Raw genomic sequence first — 17,657 nt, forward strand, 5'->3', positions numbered from 1 at the left:
TTGGTGGCGATAGCGGAGGGGTTCCACACGTACCCATCCCGAACACGACCGTTAAGCCCTCCAGCGCCGATGGTACTTGGACCGCAGGGTCCTGGGAGAGTAGGACGTCGCCAAGCAGAGCTTTATGCTTATTATTCCCTGATAGCTCAGTTGGTAGAGCACTCGACTGTTAATCGAGTTGTCACAGGTTCGAGTCCTGTTCGGGGAGCCATTTGCTCTCATAGCTCAGCAGGTAGAGTGCATCCATGGTAAGGATGAGGTCACCGGTTCGAACCCGGTTGAGAGCTTGTTATAGGATGGCCCGTTGGTCAAGGGGTTAAGACACCTCCCTTTCACGGAGGTAACAGGGGTTCGAATCCCCTACGGGTCATAGGGTAGTATGGAGGCTTAGCTCAGCTGGGAGAGCATCTGCCTTACAAGCAGAGGGTCGGGGGTTCGATCCCCTCAGCCTCCACCATTTTTCATCCTCTTACCTGGATGAATACTTGGGGAATTGTGAATCATATGCATATTGGGGATTAGCCAAGCGGTAAGGCAACGGACTTTGACTCCGTCATGCATAGGTTCAAATCCTATATCCCCAGCCATTAAGAGCCATTAGCTCAGTTGGTAGAGCACCTGACTTTTAATCAGGGTGTCGAAGGTTCGAGTCCTTCATGGCTCACCATTGTATTACATGCGCGTGTGGCGGAATTGGCAGACGCACTAGACTTAGGATCTAGCGTCTTTGACGTGGGGGTTCAAGTCCCTCCACGCGCATATTGTTTTTGCGGACGTGGCTCAGCGGTAGAGCATCGCCTTGCCAAGGCGAGGGTCGCGGGTTCGATTCCCGTCGTCCGCTCCATATTTGCGCCCTTAGCTCAGCTGGATAGAGCGTTTGACTACGAATCAAAAGGCCGGGAGTTCGAATCTCTCAGGGCGCGCCATATTTAAAAAAGTATAATATCGGGATGTAGCTCAGCTTGGTAGAGCACCTGGTTTGGGACCAGGGGGTCGCATGTTCAAATCGTGTCATCCCGATACTAATTTGCGGGTGTAGTTCAATGGTAGAACTTCAGCCTTCCAAGCTGATAGCGTGGGTTCGATTCCCATCACCCGCTTACCGATTACCGAGAAGCCGAAAGGCTTCTTTTTATTTTGTCCACATTACATTTACTTCTATGTATATAGGCCAATGCAAATATGTCTCCTGTCATGCACAGTTGGGGATGACTTGTGTATATTGTACATAGGCTCTTGTTACTTTTGACACCTAGATCTCGAATTTCCTCCTCTAACGACCCCATTCTTCTGCAGTAAGGCTAATTTCGTGATCAAATCCTTTGAATGTAGGAATCCTATAGCTATTATGGTACGAATTCATGGTGATAACTCAACAGTTGCTCTTGGGTTGTGCACATTTCCCTTTATTTATGTGGGTAAAAAGCGGAGTGTTTAAGAGGAAATACCTTAGGAACACTGAGAAAATGGCTGATTTGTGTATATCCTTGTGGATAGAAGGCTAATGGAGTTGACTTTGTCAACAAATAATAAACATATACACATCATGTTGCATGAATTTGTACCTTTAAAAACACACTCTTTATAAGAGACTGTGCATAATGTTTCACGCATCACTAGTGTATACATTAATTTCTATTTATTAATTTCATATTTATTCATAAGAATCCAATATTTTCTCGAAAGAAGTAATTCAAAAAGATGATTTTTTACTGTAAATTTTGCAGCTTTTCATGCGGTTTTATTGTATGATGTTAAGAAAGTGTCAAATTTCGTGTGTATACGTACCTTTTCTACAACTGTATATGGTGTGGAACAGATCAGATGGGGGGAAAAGCATGACTGAGCTTACGTTAACCGCTAACAAAAACCAATCCAACAATCTGCTGCGGCGGGACGTTCGTTTTCTAGGGAATATTCTTGGTGAGGTATTGGTTCATCAGGGTGGCAACGAACTTTTGGATATCGTGGAGAAAATACGTGAGACAAGTAAATCGTTACGTGCCGGGTATCAGCCGGAGTTGTATGAGAATTTCAAACAAATGGTCAGCGGACTGGATACGGATATTCGTCACCAGGTTATTCGCGCGTTTGCGATTTATTTTCAGTTGGTGAATATCGCTGAGCAAAACCATCGTATTCGTCGTAAGCGGGATTATGAGCATTCGGCTGGTGAAGATGTTCAACCTGGTTCCATTGAAAGTTCCGTTCAGGAGCTTAAACAAGGGGGCTTCTCCGCTGAGGACGTTAGTAACTTGCTGAATGAGCTCTCTTTGGAGCTGGTCATGACCGCACATCCTACAGAAGCGACACGACGAGTAATACTTGATATCCATAAGCGCATTTCCGAGGACGTCATGCTGCTGGATAATCCGATGCTTACCTTGCGTGAGCGGGAACAGGTACGGGAGAATCTGCTAAACGAAGTAATTACGCTGTGGCAGACAGATGAGCTGCGTGATCGCAAGCCAACTGTATTAGATGAAGTAAGAAATGGAATGTATTATTTTCACGAGACCTTGTTTCATGTACTGCCAGATGTATATCAAGAATTGGAACGATGTTTAGACAAATATTATCCCGAACAAAAATGGCACATACCCACTTATCTGAGATTTGGTTCCTGGATCGGTGGAGACCGGGACGGCAATCCGTCTGTGACATCTCATGTGACTTGGGAAACGTTACGTATGCAGCGCAAGTTGGCTTTGAGAGAATATCAGCACACGTTAAAGGAACTCATGGGTTACTTGAGTTTCAGCACCAGCATTGTGCGAGTTTCCGATGCTCTGCTGGCTTCTATTGAAGAAGACCGTACTCACATTACACTTAAAAAGATGGAAGTATGGCATAACGAAAAAGAGCCTTACCGCATTAAACTGGCATATATGATTGCTAAAGTGAACAACATCCTGGATGAAAGCAAACAGGGTACCAATGAGCGTTACAATTCTGCGGAAGAGCTCATTGCAGACCTAAATGTTATTGACCACAGTCTGCGTCATCATTTTGCCGATTATGTGGCAAACACGTATATTCAAAAGATGATTCGCCAGGTAGAGTTGTTTGGATTCCATACAGCTACGCTGGATGTCCGTCAGCATAGTCAGGAACATGAAAATGCGATGACTGAAATTCTTTCTAAAATGAATATTGTGTCGGATTACAGTAAGCTGTCAGAAGAAGAAAAAATTAATCTGCTGGAAAAGCTGCTGAATGAACCTCGTCCGATTACTTCACCTTATTTAAAATATAGCGATAGCACACAGGAATGTCTTGATGTATATCGTACGATTTATTTGGCTCAGGAGGAATTCGGCAAGCAGTCCATTACAAGCTACTTGATCAGTATGACTCAGGGAGCTAGTGACTTACTGGAGGTTATGGTCTTATCCAAAGAGGTAGGCCTGTTCCGCATCGAGAAGGATGGCACTGTTATCTGTACGCTGCAATCTGTCCCTTTGTTCGAAACGATAGATGATCTGCACGCTGCACCTGATATTATGAGAAGATTGATGAACTTGCCTGTATATCGACAATCTGTGGCTGCGATGGACCAGCTTCAGGAGATTATGCTGGGATACTCGGACAGCAATAAAGATGGCGGTGTGGTTACAGCGAACTGGGAACTTCGGGTCGCTATGAACAGCATTACGGAAGTAGTTAATGAGTTTGGCGTAAAAGTGAAGTTTTTCCACGGTCGTGGAGGTGCGCTGGGTCGTGGAGGAATGCCACTTAATCGCAGTATTTTGGCTCAACCTCCTCATACGATTGGAGGCGGAATCAAGATTACTGAGCAAGGTGAAGTACTATCATCCCGATACTCGCTCAGAGGTATCGCGTACCGGAGCTTGGAGCAGGCAACATCGGCGCTGATTACGGCTGTAGCATATCATCGTTCCGGGAAGAAGGAAGTGTTTGAGGAGAGCTGGGAGGAGATTATCGCCCGCATTTCCCAAGTATCACTGGATAAGTATCAGGATTTGATTTTCCGAGATCCAGATTTCTTCAACTTCTTCAAAGAATCTACACCGTTGCCTGAGGTGGGCGAGCTCAACATTGGATCTCGTCCATCCAAGCGTAAGAACAGCGAACGTTTTGAGGACTTGCGCGCCATTCCATGGGTTTTTGCATGGACACAAAGCCGTTACTTGTTACCTGCATGGTATGCGGCTGGAACAGGTTTGCAAAGCTTCTATCAAAACAATGAGGATAACCTTAAAGTGCTGCAAACGATGTTTAGGGACTCTGCTTTCTTCCGGTCACTTATTGATACACTGCAAATGGCAATCGCTAAAGCGGATTTACTGATTGCAGAAGAGTACGCTGGGATGTCGGATAATGAAGAGGCCCGGCAGCGTATTTTCGGGCAGATTTCAGCGGAGTTTAAGCTGACATCTGAGTTGATTTTGAAAATAACCGGACAATCCGAGATTTTGGACGACGTGCCGGTTATTCAGGAATCTATCCGCTTGCGTAATCCTTATGTCGATCCGTTAAGTTACTTGCAGGTTCAATTGCTAAGTGAGCTACGTGAGCTGCGGGATCAGAACGGTGATGATACGGAGATGCTACGTGAGGTATTGTTGACGATTAACGGAATTGCCGCAGGCTTGAGAAATACGGGCTGATATAGTACGGTTGTACGAATACAGGCAATCGGGTACTCATGGGGTGCCCGATTGTGCTGTTTGTATATTGATGGCAGGCGTGCTTGCAGTTATTAACAATACTACAGTTGATTTCCGGATAAAATTAAACTACGATGAATAATCATAAACATATAATAAGTAACCCATCAGCAAGTCTGGGGGAGTATAGAGTGGATAATATGGAAAGCCGCTTGGTAAGGCTGGTACAGAAAGGCGATCAGCGAGCTTTTGCGGAGTTAGTCGAGTTATATAAAGATCGGATTTTTCATCTTTCCTACCGGATGCTAGGTAATCGCCATGAGGCGGAGGATCTGGTGCAGGAAACTTTTTTGCGTGTGTATCGTAATTTGGAAAAATACGATCATGGACAGAAATTCTCAACTTGGATTTATCGAATTGCTACAAATCTGTGCATTGATCGTCTGCGAAGGAGAAAACCTACATACTCACTTGATGCTGAAATGAATGATCAGGAAGGTGTCGATGGGTACGCCATGCTCGCCAGTGAAGAGCTTACCCCTGAGGGGAGCACGCTTCTGTCTGAAACACAGGCCTTGATTCATGACGCCATCGACAGCCTTCCGGATAAATACAGAACGATTATGGTTTTACGGTACTTGCAGGAGCTTTCCTTACAGGAAATCAGCGATGTGCTCAATCTCCCAGTCACCACTATTAAGACAAGAGTACACAGGGGACGGGATTTTCTGCGCAAAAAACTGGAGCACAAGCTATAGATCATGCGCATAGATTCTAGGAAAAGAGTCTGCGTAGATGTTTTTATGAAACATAATGCTCGTTGTAACGTATGTAAGATGAGCAAAGTTTCTAAGCCGGAGCATGTTATGTTGAGAAACACGGAAGAATATTAGAAAGGATTGGCTCATATGGATTGCAAACAAGCCGTCTCTTTTATGCATGACTATCTAGATGGCGACCTGTCTGAGCAGGACAAACATGAGTTGGAACAGCACTTGTTAGACTGCCCGGAATGCCGCATGCGTTTTAAAGAGCTGGAGCGGACGGATGCGATGCTTTACGGTACACGCTATCATCAAGTGCCGTGTGTATCGGATGAGCTGACATTTCGCATTATGAATGCTTTGCCGCCGCATAAAAGACAGACTGCGGTGCCTATGCTGACCTGGGTGAAAAGGCATCCCGCTGTAACAGCCGCCGCCTTCTTCCTTATTGTTATATGCTCAAGCATGGCCAGCTTTTCTGGCACGGACCATCAATTGGTAGTCAAAGGAAGTCATCTGGATCAAGTTGTTATTCAGGGCGATACTGTGATTGTGCCTGAGGGGAAATCCATTGCCGGAGATTTAACAGTGCAAAATGGTGAAGCCCGTGTATACGGTGAAGTGGAAGGAAATGTCACTGTAATTGATGGTTCTTATTATCAAGCGTCCACCGCCCATATTGCAGGACAGGTTAAAAGTATTGATCAAACCTTGGATTGGATTTGGTACAAGGTTACTGATTTATTCGGGGGACCTTCTTCTCCATAAAAGAAGCTTGAAATGGCAAGGACGATATCGAGCGCCTCTTTCCGCTGGAAAAGGCGTTTTTTTGTATATGAAGCTGGCGAATTGTACTGTATTTTACTGATTTTGGCGGTTCTTTTGTCACACAGCTTGCAACGTGAGCCTGATCGTTATAACCTAGATAGAGAGAGCACACTGTGTACATATTACACCCACTCACTACAGAAAATTGCGGGGGCATGCGCATGTTGGATTATTTTGCGGACCTGACTTGGAAAGAGTCCATTAAAGATATTATCGACATTTTGATCGTAACCTATATTATGTATCAGCTTATTTTACTTGTTCGCGGAACGCGTGCAGTTCAATTGTTGAAAGGGATTCTATTTCTGGTTGTCATTTGGGCGGTTAGCACCTGGTTTGATTTGTATACGCTCAAGTGGTTGATGAATCAGATGTTCACCTTTGGTGTGGTGGCTATCTTTATTATTTTTCAGCCTGAGTTGCGTCGTGCACTGGAGCAATTGGGGCGTGGCAAATTATTTGGGCGTTCGTCTGCGGATGATGAAGAGATTAACAAGTTAATCGGAGAAATGATTAAGGCGCTGAATTATTTATCACGTAGGAAAATAGGAGCTTTGGTCGTATTTGAGCGCGAGACCGGGCTAAACGAATATACGGAGTCTGGTATCAAGACACAGGCTGTAGTCAGTTCTGAACTGCTAATTAACATCTTCATTCCTAATACACCTCTGCATGATGGTGCGGTGATTATTCAAAATAAACAGATTGCTTCTGCGGCCTGTTATTTGCCATTATCGGAAAATCCGTTCATTAGCAAAGAGCTGGGAACCCGTCACCGGGCTGCGATTGGGGTGAGTGAGGTAACGGATGCCGTAACTGTCGTGGTATCGGAGGAAACAGGACAAATTTCTTTGGCCATTAATGGACAGGTCGTGCGCGACATTAAGGAAGAATCCCTAATCTCCAAGCTGTATGAGGAGTTGCGGCCAACACCGTCTTTGAAGGAAAAACGCGGCTCATTCTGGAATCGGAGGGGAGGCCGTGGAAATTCATGATGGACAAATGGATTAACAATAATACGATTTCCAAGATATTGGCGCTTGCGGTTGCTATCCTGCTGTGGGGAATGGTCCATCTAGATACAGGTACACCTTCATCTACGCTGACCGTTTCTTATAATAATAAAGTGATTGATAATGTAGCCATTCAGGCCAGTGGTCTGGATGATTCAAAATATGTATTGTCAACCATGGATACTGACCATGTTAAGATGGAGGTCAGAGGACAGCGTTCTGTGTTGACTTCCTTTTTTGCGGATAATTATCAAGCAAAGCTAAACTTAAACGGCTTAGGAGCAGGTACTAAAACATTGTCACTCGAACCGGACTTGCCGGATGGAGTGGAGTTGGTATCTATGACTCCTAACCGTGTTACAGTGACGATTGAGGAAAAACAAACGAAATCATTTAATGTATCTATAGTTCCTAAAGGAAACCCAGATGCGGGACTGCAGCTTGGTAAGCCTGTGATTGCTCCTCAGACCGTGAAGGTCACCTTGCCCAAAAGCCAGTTGAGTACCGTCACTGCCGTTCTGGGGGCTGTTAATACGGATGGCATCTCAGAAAAGTTTGAACAGAAGCGTGTAAAACTGAAGGCTTATAATAAAAAGGGACAGGAACTTACGGGAGCGGTCATTGAGCCGTCTACTGTGTCCGTTGAAATTCCGGTAACTCAGCAGGCGAAGTCTGTGCCTGTTAAGATTGTCTATTCCGGAGAGTTGCCAGACGGACTGGTGCTTTCTAAAGTGAATGCAAACGTGAAGGAAGCGGCGGTATATGCATCGCAGGATGTATTGAGCAGCCTCAGCTCTTACGTCACGGCTACATTGGATTTAAGCCAATTTACGGAAGCGGGGACTCGTACAGTTCAAGCTAATTTGGCAGCCCCCTCAGGTTCTGATAAAATCGAGCCAGGGTCCATACAAATTCAGGTGACTGTTGTTCCTTCCAATGAAGTCACAGATACGGAACGGACGCTGTCAGGCATCCCAATCGTTTTACAAGGTGCAGGAGATGGAGCGACTGCGACTGTTACAGCGCCCGCAGGCAAGACGATGGATGTTACTGTGAAGGGCCCGCAGGATCTGGTAAACAATTTAACCAATGATGATATTAGTTTGGTGGCAGATGTAAGTGGCCTCGCGGCTGGTCAACACGAGGTTACTCTGAAAGTAGGCTTGCCTAAATATATTACGCAAGCCGGAAATGCTGGCCAACTAAAGGCAACGATCAACATTGAGATCCCTTCTACGCCTGCTGTAACGAATCCGAATAGTGAGAATGAATCAAACCCCTCTGGTAGTGGCGAAAAGGGGCAGGAGAGGCCACAGGAGGGGCAAGGCAATCAAAGTGGAAACTCTGACGTTAAGACCGGGGACAACGCAGCTGCGGAGGATAAAACAAATCCTCATAACGGCGCAGATTCTTCTGCGAATGGAACCCCGGAGAACAGTCAGCCATAACATGTTTTATCTGTAGTAAATAATCATGATTTATTAGACAAAAAAAGGGAGTCATTTTACATGGGGAAATATTTTGGTACAGATGGTGTACGAGGCGTTGCTAATCAGGAACTTACAGCCGAACTGGCATATAGCATTGGCCGCTGCGGCGGATATGTTTTAGCAGGTAATGTAGAGAAACCGACAGTTGTTATTGGTATGGATACACGGATATCCGGTCTGATGCTGGAATCGGCTCTTGTAGCCGGTTTGCTGTCCATTGGAGCTAATGTGGTTCGCCTAGGTATTGTTTCGACGCCTGGGGTGGCATATCTCACACGTCAATTGAAAGCTGACGCTGGTGTAATGATCTCAGCATCACACAATCCAGTTGAAGATAACGGCATTAAGTTTTTTGGCGGTGACGGTTTTAAATTGACAGACGAAACGGAATTGAAAATTGAAGAGCTCATGGATGCAAAAGAAGACCAACTGCCTCGTCCGATTGGCGGCGGATTGGGAACGGTTGTTGTAGACGAGCATTCCCGTTACGATTATCTGGAGTTCTTGAAAACAACAATTAGCCATTCTTTTGAAGGAATAAAAATTGTACTGGATTGTGCAAACGGAGCAGCTTATGAGCTGGCGCCGAAGCTTTTTGCAGAATTGGGAGCTGAGGTGCACACCATCGGTGCCGAGCCTAACGGTTTGAACATCAATGATCATTGCGGCTCGACTCATCCTGAAAAGCTGAAAGAGGAAGTGCGCCGCTTGAAAGCGGATATTGGTCTGGCCTTTGACGGCGATGCCGACCGTCTGATCGCAATTGATGAGAACGGGGAAGAGGTAGACGGCGACTATATTCTCTGCATTTGCGGAGATGCAATGAACCGCGCTGGAAAACTCAAGGACAGCACTATTGTATCGACAGTGATGAGTAATATCGGTTTTTATAAAGCTACTGAAAAGCTGGCACTCAAGACTGCAAAAACTGCGGTCGGGGACCGTTATGTGATGGAAGAAATGCGTCGGGGTGGATTTAATCTGGGCGGTGAGCAGTCTGGTCATGTTATTTTCCTGGATCACAATACGACAGGCGATGGCATGCTGACTGGGATTCAGCTGGTAGATACCTTGAAAGCTTCCGGCAAGAAAATGAGTGAGCTAAAGTCGCTCATGAAACAGTATCCGCAAGTGCTCGTAAATGTGCGTGTGCAGGACAAACGCAATTACGAGGGGAATCCTGCTATTGCAGAAGCAATTGAGCAGGTGGAACAACAATTGGGCGATAATGGGCGTGTACTGGTTCGTGCTTCAGGCACAGAATCGCTCATTCGTGTGATGGCCGAAGGCCCGGATAAAGATGAGCTGGAGCAATTTGTCGGTCAGATCGTAGATGTCGTGAAGAAAGAATTAGTTTAAAATTTTGTAAACGTCGGTTGCCTGTGAAAAAGAAGCAGGCAACGGCGTTTGCGGTTATTTACTAGCGATTTATTGCCTTCATGGTGTAATTATGAATAAAGTGTCATTGCCAAATGATACTTAGCTGAATATAATATAGGGATGCTGTGACTCAGATAGAGAAAGCGAGGGTTGTAAGGTAACGTAATACAAGCGCCAGAGCTTGATTTTGTGCGGGGGAACTTGGTGGAGAAGCAACGGATTCAGTTGAAATAAAGTTGCTTGCAGATCGGTTCACGACAAAACAAGCTGACGAGGTGAAGGTGTTCGAAACATTCGGCGGGGACCTTCCGGTGAAGCATCAAGCCGTAAACCGGCAGCGGAAAATGAACAGGCAACTGTTTACACAACGCACCGGTAGATGCCTTTATTATTTTATAACCTAAATTATAAGATTCATTTCATGAATGTGCGGCCATCATCATTGGCGTGCGCGGTTTGGGAATTTCGTTACATTCGTGAAGAGATGCCTGTAAATTCTATAGTTATCATTGACAACTTCATAGATGAATGAACTTTATTCCACAATCTACCGCACACGTTAGTCCTGTGATGAGTCGTCTTGTGAAATGATGATCGGGAGGATAACGAATATGTGTGGCATTGTAGGATATATTGGTAATCAGAATACGCAAGAGGTATTGATTGACGGATTGAAGAAGCTGGAGTATCGCGGTTATGACTCTGCGGGTATTGCCGTGTTTACAGATTCAGGATTGCAAGTAGCCAAGGCTAAAGGTCGTCTGGCGAATCTAGAAGCTAAACTGGATGGTACGCCGTTGGTAGGCCATGCAGGTATCGGACATACACGTTGGGCAACGCACGGTAAGCCTTCTGATGAAAACTCCCATCCACATTTGGATGAGAGCCAAAAGTTCTCTGTAGTTCACAACGGAATCATTGAGAATTATCTGGAGCTGAAGGAGCAGCTGATCAGCGAAGGTCATACCTTTATTTCCGAAACGGACACCGAAGTTATTTCCCATCTGGTTGCGCGTGAATATAAAGGGGATATCGTTAAAGCAGTACAAAAAGCAATTACCTTTATGCGCGGTGCTTTTGCACTGGGTGTGCTGACAGAGCATGAGCCTAATAAGCTGGTTGCTGTTCGTCAAGCTAGCCCGCTGGTTATTGGTGTGGGAGAAGGCGAGAACTTTATCGGTTCCGACATTCCGGCTATTCTGAAATATACACGCAATGTATTTATTTTGAACGATGGCGAAATGGCTGTTTTGACCAGTGATGCTGTCGAATTAATGACAATCGAAGGCCAATTTATTTCTCGGGAAATGATTCATGTCGAATGGGATGCTGTAACAGCGGAAAAAGGCGGCTATGAGCATTTCATGCTGAAAGAAATTCACGAGCAGCCTAAGGCTTATCGTGACACAATGTTGGGCCGTATCGATAAAGATACTAAAAAAGTTGTTCTTCCTGAACTGAAGCTGACAGAAGAACAAATTAAAAATATCCGCAACATTCAAATTGTTGCGTGTGGTACAGCTTACAATGCAGGTTTGATTGGCCGTACGGTTATTGAAAGTCTGGCTCGTATACCGGTAGAGAATGATGTGGCTTCCGAATATCGTTATCGTTCACCTATCGTAACACCAGAGACATTGGTGATCGTGGTGAGCCAATCCGGTGAAACTGCTGACACGTTGGCAGCACTGCGTGAAGCACAAGCAAACGGCGCTCATGTACTGGCGATTACAAACGTAGTCGGTAGCTCCATCGCTCGTGATGCAGATGATGTGTTGGTTACACTGGCAGGACCGGAAATTGCCGTAGCCTCGACTAAAGCCTATTCTTCGCAGTTGATTGCGTTCTATCTGTTTGGTTTGTATCTCGCTCAAGTGCGTGGCACACAAACGGATGAGCAAGTAGCCCATGTGCTGGCTGCTATGGAATCTCTGCCAGAGCAAGTGGAAGAGATGCTGGGTAAAGCAGATGCGATCAAATCCTATGCTGAGCAAATTGCAAGCCACAAGCACCTGTTCTTTATTGGTCGCGGTCAGGACTATGCTGTAGTACAGGAAGGCTCCCTGAAGCTCAAGGAAATCTCCTACATTCATTCCGAGGCATATGCTGCGGGTGAGCTGAAGCACGGTACACTGGCATTGATCGAAGAGGGAATTCCAGTTATCGCTTTGGTAACACAGGAATCCGTGTTGGAGAAAACCGTGAGCAACATTAAGGAAGTCAAGGCTCGTGGTGCAGATGTTCTTGCGATTACGTACGAAGAGCACGCAGTTGAGTTGTTGAAGTCCGTGGATCAGGTATTTGCCATTCCGAAGACACTTCCAATTCTGTCTGCTGCAATTTCGGTTGTATCTCTCCAACTGTTGGCTTACTACGCTTCTCTTGCGCTGGGTCATGATGTTGATAAACCACGTAACCTGGCGAAAAGCGTTACCGTAGAATAAGCTTTAGTAAAATTCTAAATTAATTGTTCAGTTACATTAAAGTTGGTTCCTAGACATTATAGTTGGTTTCTTTACATTATAGTTAGTACTTTTACAATAAAGTTGGTTTCTATATGTTTAAATTAATCGGTTTATGGATATAAATTTGGTATAAGCAACTAGAACAAGCATAAACAACCTAATTGAATGGCTTCGTCCTTAAAAACAACAAGGACGAAGCCATTTGTGCGTTTTTATAGCTGAAACGTTCAAATGAACGTTCATTAATGGAAGGAAGTGTAAGTTATGACTCGTCGCAGTATGAGGATAGCAAAGTTACAAGAAAACTATATAAAAAAGGGGAGAGGGCAGGGAATCGGTTCAGACTACACTCCATTCATTCAAGCACACGATAATAAAATCGCTTCTGAGGGATGGTTAACTCGACACAAAGGATGGAAAACGGGGCGAATTCATCACACTTTATCTGAGCATGAACGAAAGTATTTATATTTTTGTGAATGGTGGGATGAAGTTGTGGATATACGAGAACAATGGCCTTTATTACCTATAGATAAGACAATAGAAATTGCTGAACAACTTGGAATCAAACACGCAAATATTGATGGTACACCAGTAGTTATGACTACCGACTTTAGGCTTACTATTAAAACAAAATCGGGACTACTCGACGTCATTAGGACTATAAAGCCTTGTGAAAAGTTAACTGATCGTACATTAGAATTATTTGAAATCGAGAGAATTTATTTTGCTGAGCAAGGAATTGATTGGTGTATTATCACTGACAACAAGATCCCATCAATTCTTGTTAAAAATATCGAATGGCTCTCTGAAGCAAAGTATTTGGAAACAAGACCAGGCGTGAACGAAGAATTAACCACTTTGATATCAGATGGGTTACTTGAAGTTATTATTCAAGATAAAGGCCAAACCTCTATCACAAATCTTTGCCTTCGTACGGATAAAGAATATTCACTTGAGAGAGGAACTTGTATGTTTATCATGCAACATATGTTGGCGAACAAATGGTGGACAATGGATATGCACAGCCGAGTCATTAAAGAAAGTGAACCCCTACTCGTAACAGAAATAGAGAGTAAACCTAACTTTACCAAATCAATTCGATAAGGAGGAAACTAATGATACAGTTTGTTGTAAATTCAGTAATTGAGAGATTGGATGAGAATCTTGAAACAGAGCAGTTGCTTCGTGTGTTGTGGATAGACGAAGAGGGAGATCAAGTAGTAGTTATGAGTATAGAGAATAATCGAAAAATGGAGTTGCCCTTTATAAATTCATATAAAAGTTTGATTCAGGAAATTGAATTGAAAAGGTGTAGAGTTACTGAATTAGAAACTGATATGCGATTATTATCACCTGATGAGGATTATTTAGAAAAATACAAACAAAATCGAGATCGTATATGGAATATTATAAAGGATATCGTGATTCAAGAGCCTGAAATTTTCATCTCAGAAAAAAGAGGAGAACTTATCCATCAAGCTCATTTAAATTCAGGGAAATCAAAAAAAGTTATAAGAAATTACTTGAAAAAATATTGGTTTTATGGAAAATCTAGAAATGGTCTGCTAAATAATTATTTTGATTGTGGTGCTCCAGGTAATCAACGAGTTTACAAGAAGAAACCTGGGCCCGTCTCTTCCAACAGATATCTGATCACGGAGGCCGATATTCAAAACTTCAAATCGGCTATACGTATTTTTCATATACGCCAGGGAATGAATTTAACGACAACACACGAAAGAATGTGTGAAACATACTATAAAAGAGGTTTTTATAGAAAGCATGGTGTAAGGGTTCCGATTGTCGATGTGGATAGATCTCCAAGCTTACGGCAGTTTAGATATTGGTATACAAATAATTCAACCTCTTTTAATCGGTATGCAAATAAGTATGGTAAACGCCGAGCAACCATGGACGTTCGTCATATGAAGGGAAATGCCTCAGAAAAAGCTGACTATGTGGGCGCACTTTTTGAAGTAGATGCAACTCGAGCTGATATTTTACTGGTTTCATTTGACCGTAAGACGATTCTAGGAAAACCAGTGCTATATGTAGTAATGGATGTATTTAGTAGGTTTGTTGCTGGTTATCATGTAAGCTTGTCTTCAGAGTCTTGGTTTGAATCTATGGTGGCTGTAGAGCATGCTGGAACGAGCAAGGTTGAAAATTGTGCACGGTTTGGTATTCATATTACGGAGGAAGACTGGCCCTGTCATTACTTACCTAAAAATCTAGTAGGAGATCGTGGAGAGTTAAAGTCACAATTATCCGAGAGATTCGTAAACTTGAATGTGGATGTCTTAAATGCTCCTTCATATCGAGGGGATTTAAAACCGTTTATAGAATCAACTTTTCATATCACTAACCAAACGATACGTCAATTACTCCCGGGTTCAACAGAGGCAAGGCAGATGGTAAGGGGAGATCGCGATCCTGCTCTAGATTCAGCACTGACCATTGAAGAGTTTAATAAATTCTTAATAATTTACTTTATGACATATAATAAGAGTGCTTTAAGTAAAGATTATTTACCATCAAAAGAAATGTTTACTGACCAAGTGGAGCTGACCCCATTGAAAGTATGGAACTGGTCGAAAAATAAACGCTTATTGCATGAAAAAACAAGAGATGAGCTACGCTATAATTTACTACCACGAGGGCAAGCAAAGGTATCCCGATTCGGAATTGAGTTTAATAATTTGTTCTATACTTGTGAGCTTGGGATTAAAGAGAGATGGTTTGAGGGAGAAACTGTGGCTGCAATTGGAAATAAAAATATCGAAGTTACTTTTGATCCCAGGAATTGTAACAATATATTTGTTAAAAATAAAAAAGGGCTTATTGAGTGTTTTTTAACTGGAAAATCAAAGAAATATGAAAATTTACATTTTAATGAAGTAAAGATAATTATGGAATATCGTGATAACCAAATTAAAGAACAGGAAAAAGTAGAAAAGCAGCATCGAGCTGAGTTTCATGCATTTACTGAAGAGCTAAACAAAGTAGCAAAGAAAACTACAGCAGAGAATACGCAAAATAAAAGCTTCTACTCCCGTAAGCAAAATAAGCGTGAAGTTAGAACTGTAGATGGAAAAGTATGGGGAGCTAAAAACGCACTGACTAAGTCAGAGAATAAATTAGATAAGGAAGTTTTAAAAAATGAAGCTTCTAATGTAATTGACTTTCTCTCATCGGAGGAAAGGGAAGAAAAATACTTCATTTCACAACGTATTAACGATGTTCAAACGCTGTTTTCAAGAAAAAGTAGCGAAAGAAGAAGGAAGGATGAATCGGATGAACAACAAGATTGATGGATTGAAAGGAACTCACGTTTTAGCCAAGTACAATGAGCAAATCAATCCCAAGAATATGGGTAATCCTTTTATTGAAGCACTACCTGATAGAACAGATTTAGAAACTTTTATTGATGTCCTTTCTTCTTCTCCACCACGAGATAAAAAATACAATAACTTAAGTAGTGAAGATCGCTTGGAATTTGTCCAACAAATTAGACCCGATTTCTGGTTGCCTTTGCCAACGCATTTTGAGAAGTATCTTAATCTCTACACAATGATTAAAATTGGATATCAATCACGAAACCCTCTCCATGCGATGTATAATCGACAATTTTCAATAGGTTGGGACGAGATTTTCAAAGCAGGGGTTGATGAGAATGGAGCAAATTTAGCTGGGAATATACAAACAGCACAGAGTCATGTAGAAATCGCGATTAATGGTTTTGGAAAATCACAACTTTATGAACGTATGTTGACACAGCTTTTTCCGCAAGTTATTCATCACAGTGAGTATGATGGGAGGAATATCCCACTTACTCAAGTAGTTTGGATAAAAGTAGAGTGTCCATATAACAAATCGGTTGGTACATTTTGCAAAGTATTTTACATGGAAGTGGACAAACTATTAGGAACAAATTTCTATGAGAAGTTTGGTGAGAAACCAGGAAAAATTGATAAACTTGTACTCAATATGATTAAAGTAGCAGCACAAATAAATTTAGGTGTTTTAATTATCGATGAGATTCAAAAGATACAAAGCGCCTATTCTGGTGGTAAAGATAATATGATTGATTTCATTACACAACTAGTAAACACGATTGGCATTCCTACGATTCTTATGGGTTCGTTTAAAGCTTTATATCTTTTTAAAGATTCTCTTGCAAACACACGTAGAGGAATTCCGAGTGGTTATTCAGAGAGTATATCAGGATATATGCTGGAAGATAGCTGGGAGTGGAATGAATTTATTGAAAACTTATGGGATATTCAATATACCAAAAAGTACACGGAATTGACTCCAAAGTTGAAAAAAGCTATGTACTATTACTCCTTGGGTATACCAGACATAACAGTTAAATTATTCATTCATTGTCAATCAAAATGTATTGTGATGGGTGGCGATGAACAAATAAGTATAACATGTATTAAAGAAGTAGCAGAGCGAAGTCTAAGGCTGGTGCAACCCATATTTGTTCGAATTCGCTCTGGTGATCCTGAAGCTTATAAAGATCTTGAGGACATTAAACCTGATTGGGTTCCTCTCAACGGCTATATTAGCGAGGTAAGTCACCGAATTCAAGTACATGGAAGTATTGCAGAAGAGCATGCTCGTATTCTTCAGCGAAAGGATAAAACGGAAGTTTTGAAAAAGTTGACTGAGTTTGCGATCGTATTGGTCCAATCCCCCTCGACGGCAGAAGAGCTTGCATACCGAGTTTACGATGCAAGTAAAGGAATGGGGGATCTTACTGGTATGTTTGTACAAATAGCAGAATTAGCTTTACAAGGAGAGAAATCAGAAAAAGTTGCGAAGAAGATAAAAATAGCGTCAGAACTCCCAAAGAAATTAAGGACTAAGAAAGTTAGCCCTGATATGAGCGAAGATGACATTCGTTTTGTTGTTCAAATAGGACATAAGAAGGAACTAACTACAGAAGAAGCCCTTGAAGAAAAGGGATATATAAGGGAAGCCGACGAAATTCTTTCATATATAAAATGACTTAAGTTAATAAAATTATAATGTTCTTAATGTTTTGAAAACTCCAGCATTGAGGTGAGTGTAAAAA

The 17,657-nt window shown here is 42.6% G+C and carries 10 protein-coding genes, 11 tRNA genes and 1 rRNA gene; all 22 read left to right on the forward strand.

What is annotated here, in order from left to right; all coding sequences use genetic code 11:
* Positions 1-116: ribosomal RNA gene (gene rrf, locus ACWA2B_RS24720) — 5S ribosomal RNA — on the forward strand.
* Between the two features lie 19 nt (positions 117-135).
* Positions 136-211: transfer RNA gene (locus ACWA2B_RS24725), tRNA-Asn, on the forward strand.
* Between the two features lie 3 nt (positions 212-214).
* Positions 215-287 (forward strand) — tRNA-Thr (locus ACWA2B_RS24730).
* Positions 288-298: 11 nt separating this feature from the next.
* Positions 299-370, forward strand: a tRNA-Glu gene (locus ACWA2B_RS24735).
* An 11-nt stretch (positions 371-381) separates the two neighbouring features.
* Positions 382-457: transfer RNA gene (locus ACWA2B_RS24740), tRNA-Val, on the forward strand.
* A gap of 55 nt (positions 458-512) precedes the next feature.
* Positions 513-587 (forward strand) — tRNA-Gln (locus ACWA2B_RS24745).
* Between the two features lie 4 nt (positions 588-591).
* A tRNA-Lys gene (locus ACWA2B_RS24750) sits at positions 592-667 on the forward strand.
* 11 nt (positions 668-678) lie between these two features.
* Positions 679-759, forward strand: a tRNA-Leu gene (locus ACWA2B_RS24755).
* A 10-nt stretch (positions 760-769) separates the two neighbouring features.
* Positions 770-844: transfer RNA gene (locus ACWA2B_RS24760), tRNA-Gly, on the forward strand.
* Between the two features lie 5 nt (positions 845-849).
* Positions 850-926, forward strand: a tRNA-Arg gene (locus ACWA2B_RS24765).
* 20 nt (positions 927-946) lie between these two features.
* Positions 947-1,020, forward strand: a tRNA-Pro gene (locus ACWA2B_RS24770).
* A gap of 9 nt (positions 1,021-1,029) precedes the next feature.
* Positions 1,030-1,100, forward strand: a tRNA-Gly gene (locus tag ACWA2B_RS24775).
* Positions 1,101-1,838: 738 nt separating this feature from the next.
* Positions 1,839-4,631, forward strand: coding sequence for a phosphoenolpyruvate carboxylase (gene ppc / locus ACWA2B_RS24780; protein ID WP_029516811.1), 2,793 nt, complete (start codon positions 1,839-1,841; stop codon positions 4,629-4,631).
* A 191-nt stretch (positions 4,632-4,822) separates the two neighbouring features.
* Positions 4,823-5,389: an RNA polymerase sigma factor SigW gene (gene sigW / locus ACWA2B_RS24785; RefSeq protein ID WP_016818747.1), complete on the forward strand. Its 567-nt coding sequence runs from the start codon at positions 4,823-4,825 to the stop codon at positions 5,387-5,389.
* Between the two features lie 150 nt (positions 5,390-5,539).
* A complete protein-coding gene (locus ACWA2B_RS24790) occupies positions 5,540-6,163 on the forward strand; it encodes an anti-sigma factor (RefSeq protein WP_069011562.1) in 624 nt (207 codons plus the stop codon).
* Positions 6,164-6,384: 221 nt separating this feature from the next.
* The gene (cdaA, locus tag ACWA2B_RS24795; protein WP_013312127.1) at positions 6,385-7,218 is read left to right on the forward strand and encodes a diadenylate cyclase CdaA; all 834 of its coding nucleotides are present in this window, start codon (positions 6,385-6,387) and stop codon (positions 7,216-7,218) included.
* Positions 7,215-8,684, forward strand: coding sequence for a CdaR family protein (locus ACWA2B_RS24800; protein WP_069011563.1), 1,470 nt, complete (start codon positions 7,215-7,217; stop codon positions 8,682-8,684). Before cdaA ends, ACWA2B_RS24800 begins: the two co-directional genes overlap by 4 nt.
* A 60-nt stretch (positions 8,685-8,744) precedes the next feature.
* Complete coding sequence (gene glmM / locus ACWA2B_RS24805) at positions 8,745-10,085, forward strand: phosphoglucosamine mutase (RefSeq protein WP_029516808.1); 1,341 nt, start codon at positions 8,745-8,747, stop codon at positions 10,083-10,085.
* A gap of 632 nt (positions 10,086-10,717) precedes the next feature.
* Positions 10,718-12,550, forward strand: a complete 1,833-nt coding sequence (gene glmS / locus ACWA2B_RS24810; RefSeq protein ID WP_029516807.1) for a glutamine--fructose-6-phosphate transaminase (isomerizing) — start codon at positions 10,718-10,720, stop codon at positions 12,548-12,550.
* 285 nt (positions 12,551-12,835) lie between these two features.
* Positions 12,836-13,678: a TnsA endonuclease C-terminal domain-containing protein gene (locus tag ACWA2B_RS24815; protein WP_449292719.1), complete on the forward strand. Its 843-nt coding sequence runs from the start codon at positions 12,836-12,838 to the stop codon at positions 13,676-13,678.
* Between the two features lie 11 nt (positions 13,679-13,689).
* Positions 13,690-15,885 (forward strand): Mu transposase C-terminal domain-containing protein, encoded by a 2,196-nt coding sequence (locus ACWA2B_RS24820; protein WP_449292720.1) that lies wholly within the window; start codon positions 13,690-13,692, stop codon positions 15,883-15,885.
* Entirely contained in the window at positions 15,869-17,590 is a 1,722-nt protein-coding gene (locus ACWA2B_RS24825) for an AAA family ATPase (protein WP_449292721.1), read from the forward strand. Before ACWA2B_RS24820 ends, ACWA2B_RS24825 begins: the two co-directional genes overlap by 17 nt.
* Positions 17,591-17,657: the final 67 nt, after the last annotated feature.

Source organism: Paenibacillus sp. CMM36 (assembly GCF_053570945.1).

What these genes read in the sequence shown, in the direction of transcription:
- ppc (WP_029516811.1), top strand. Translation starts at nt 1,839, where the DNA reads ATGACTGAGCTTACGTTAACCGCTAACAAAAACCAATCCAACAATCTG.
- ACWA2B_RS24790 (WP_069011562.1), top strand. Translation starts at nt 5,540, where the DNA reads ATGGATTGCAAACAAGCCGTCTCTTTTATGCATGACTATCTAGATGGC.
- cdaA (WP_013312127.1), top strand. Translation starts at nt 6,385, where the DNA reads ATGTTGGATTATTTTGCGGACCTGACTTGGAAAGAGTCCATTAAAGAT.
- ACWA2B_RS24800 (WP_069011563.1), top strand. Translation starts at nt 7,215, where the DNA reads ATGATGGACAAATGGATTAACAATAATACGATTTCCAAGATATTGGCG.
- glmM (WP_029516808.1), top strand. Translation starts at nt 8,745, where the DNA reads ATGGGGAAATATTTTGGTACAGATGGTGTACGAGGCGTTGCTAATCAG.
- glmS (WP_029516807.1), top strand. Translation starts at nt 10,718, where the DNA reads ATGTGTGGCATTGTAGGATATATTGGTAATCAGAATACGCAAGAGGTA.
- ACWA2B_RS24815 (WP_449292719.1), top strand. Translation starts at nt 12,836, where the DNA reads ATGACTCGTCGCAGTATGAGGATAGCAAAGTTACAAGAAAACTATATA.
- ACWA2B_RS24820 (WP_449292720.1), top strand. Translation starts at nt 13,690, where the DNA reads ATGATACAGTTTGTTGTAAATTCAGTAATTGAGAGATTGGATGAGAAT.
- ACWA2B_RS24825 (WP_449292721.1), top strand. Translation starts at nt 15,869, where the DNA reads ATGAACAACAAGATTGATGGATTGAAAGGAACTCACGTTTTAGCCAAG.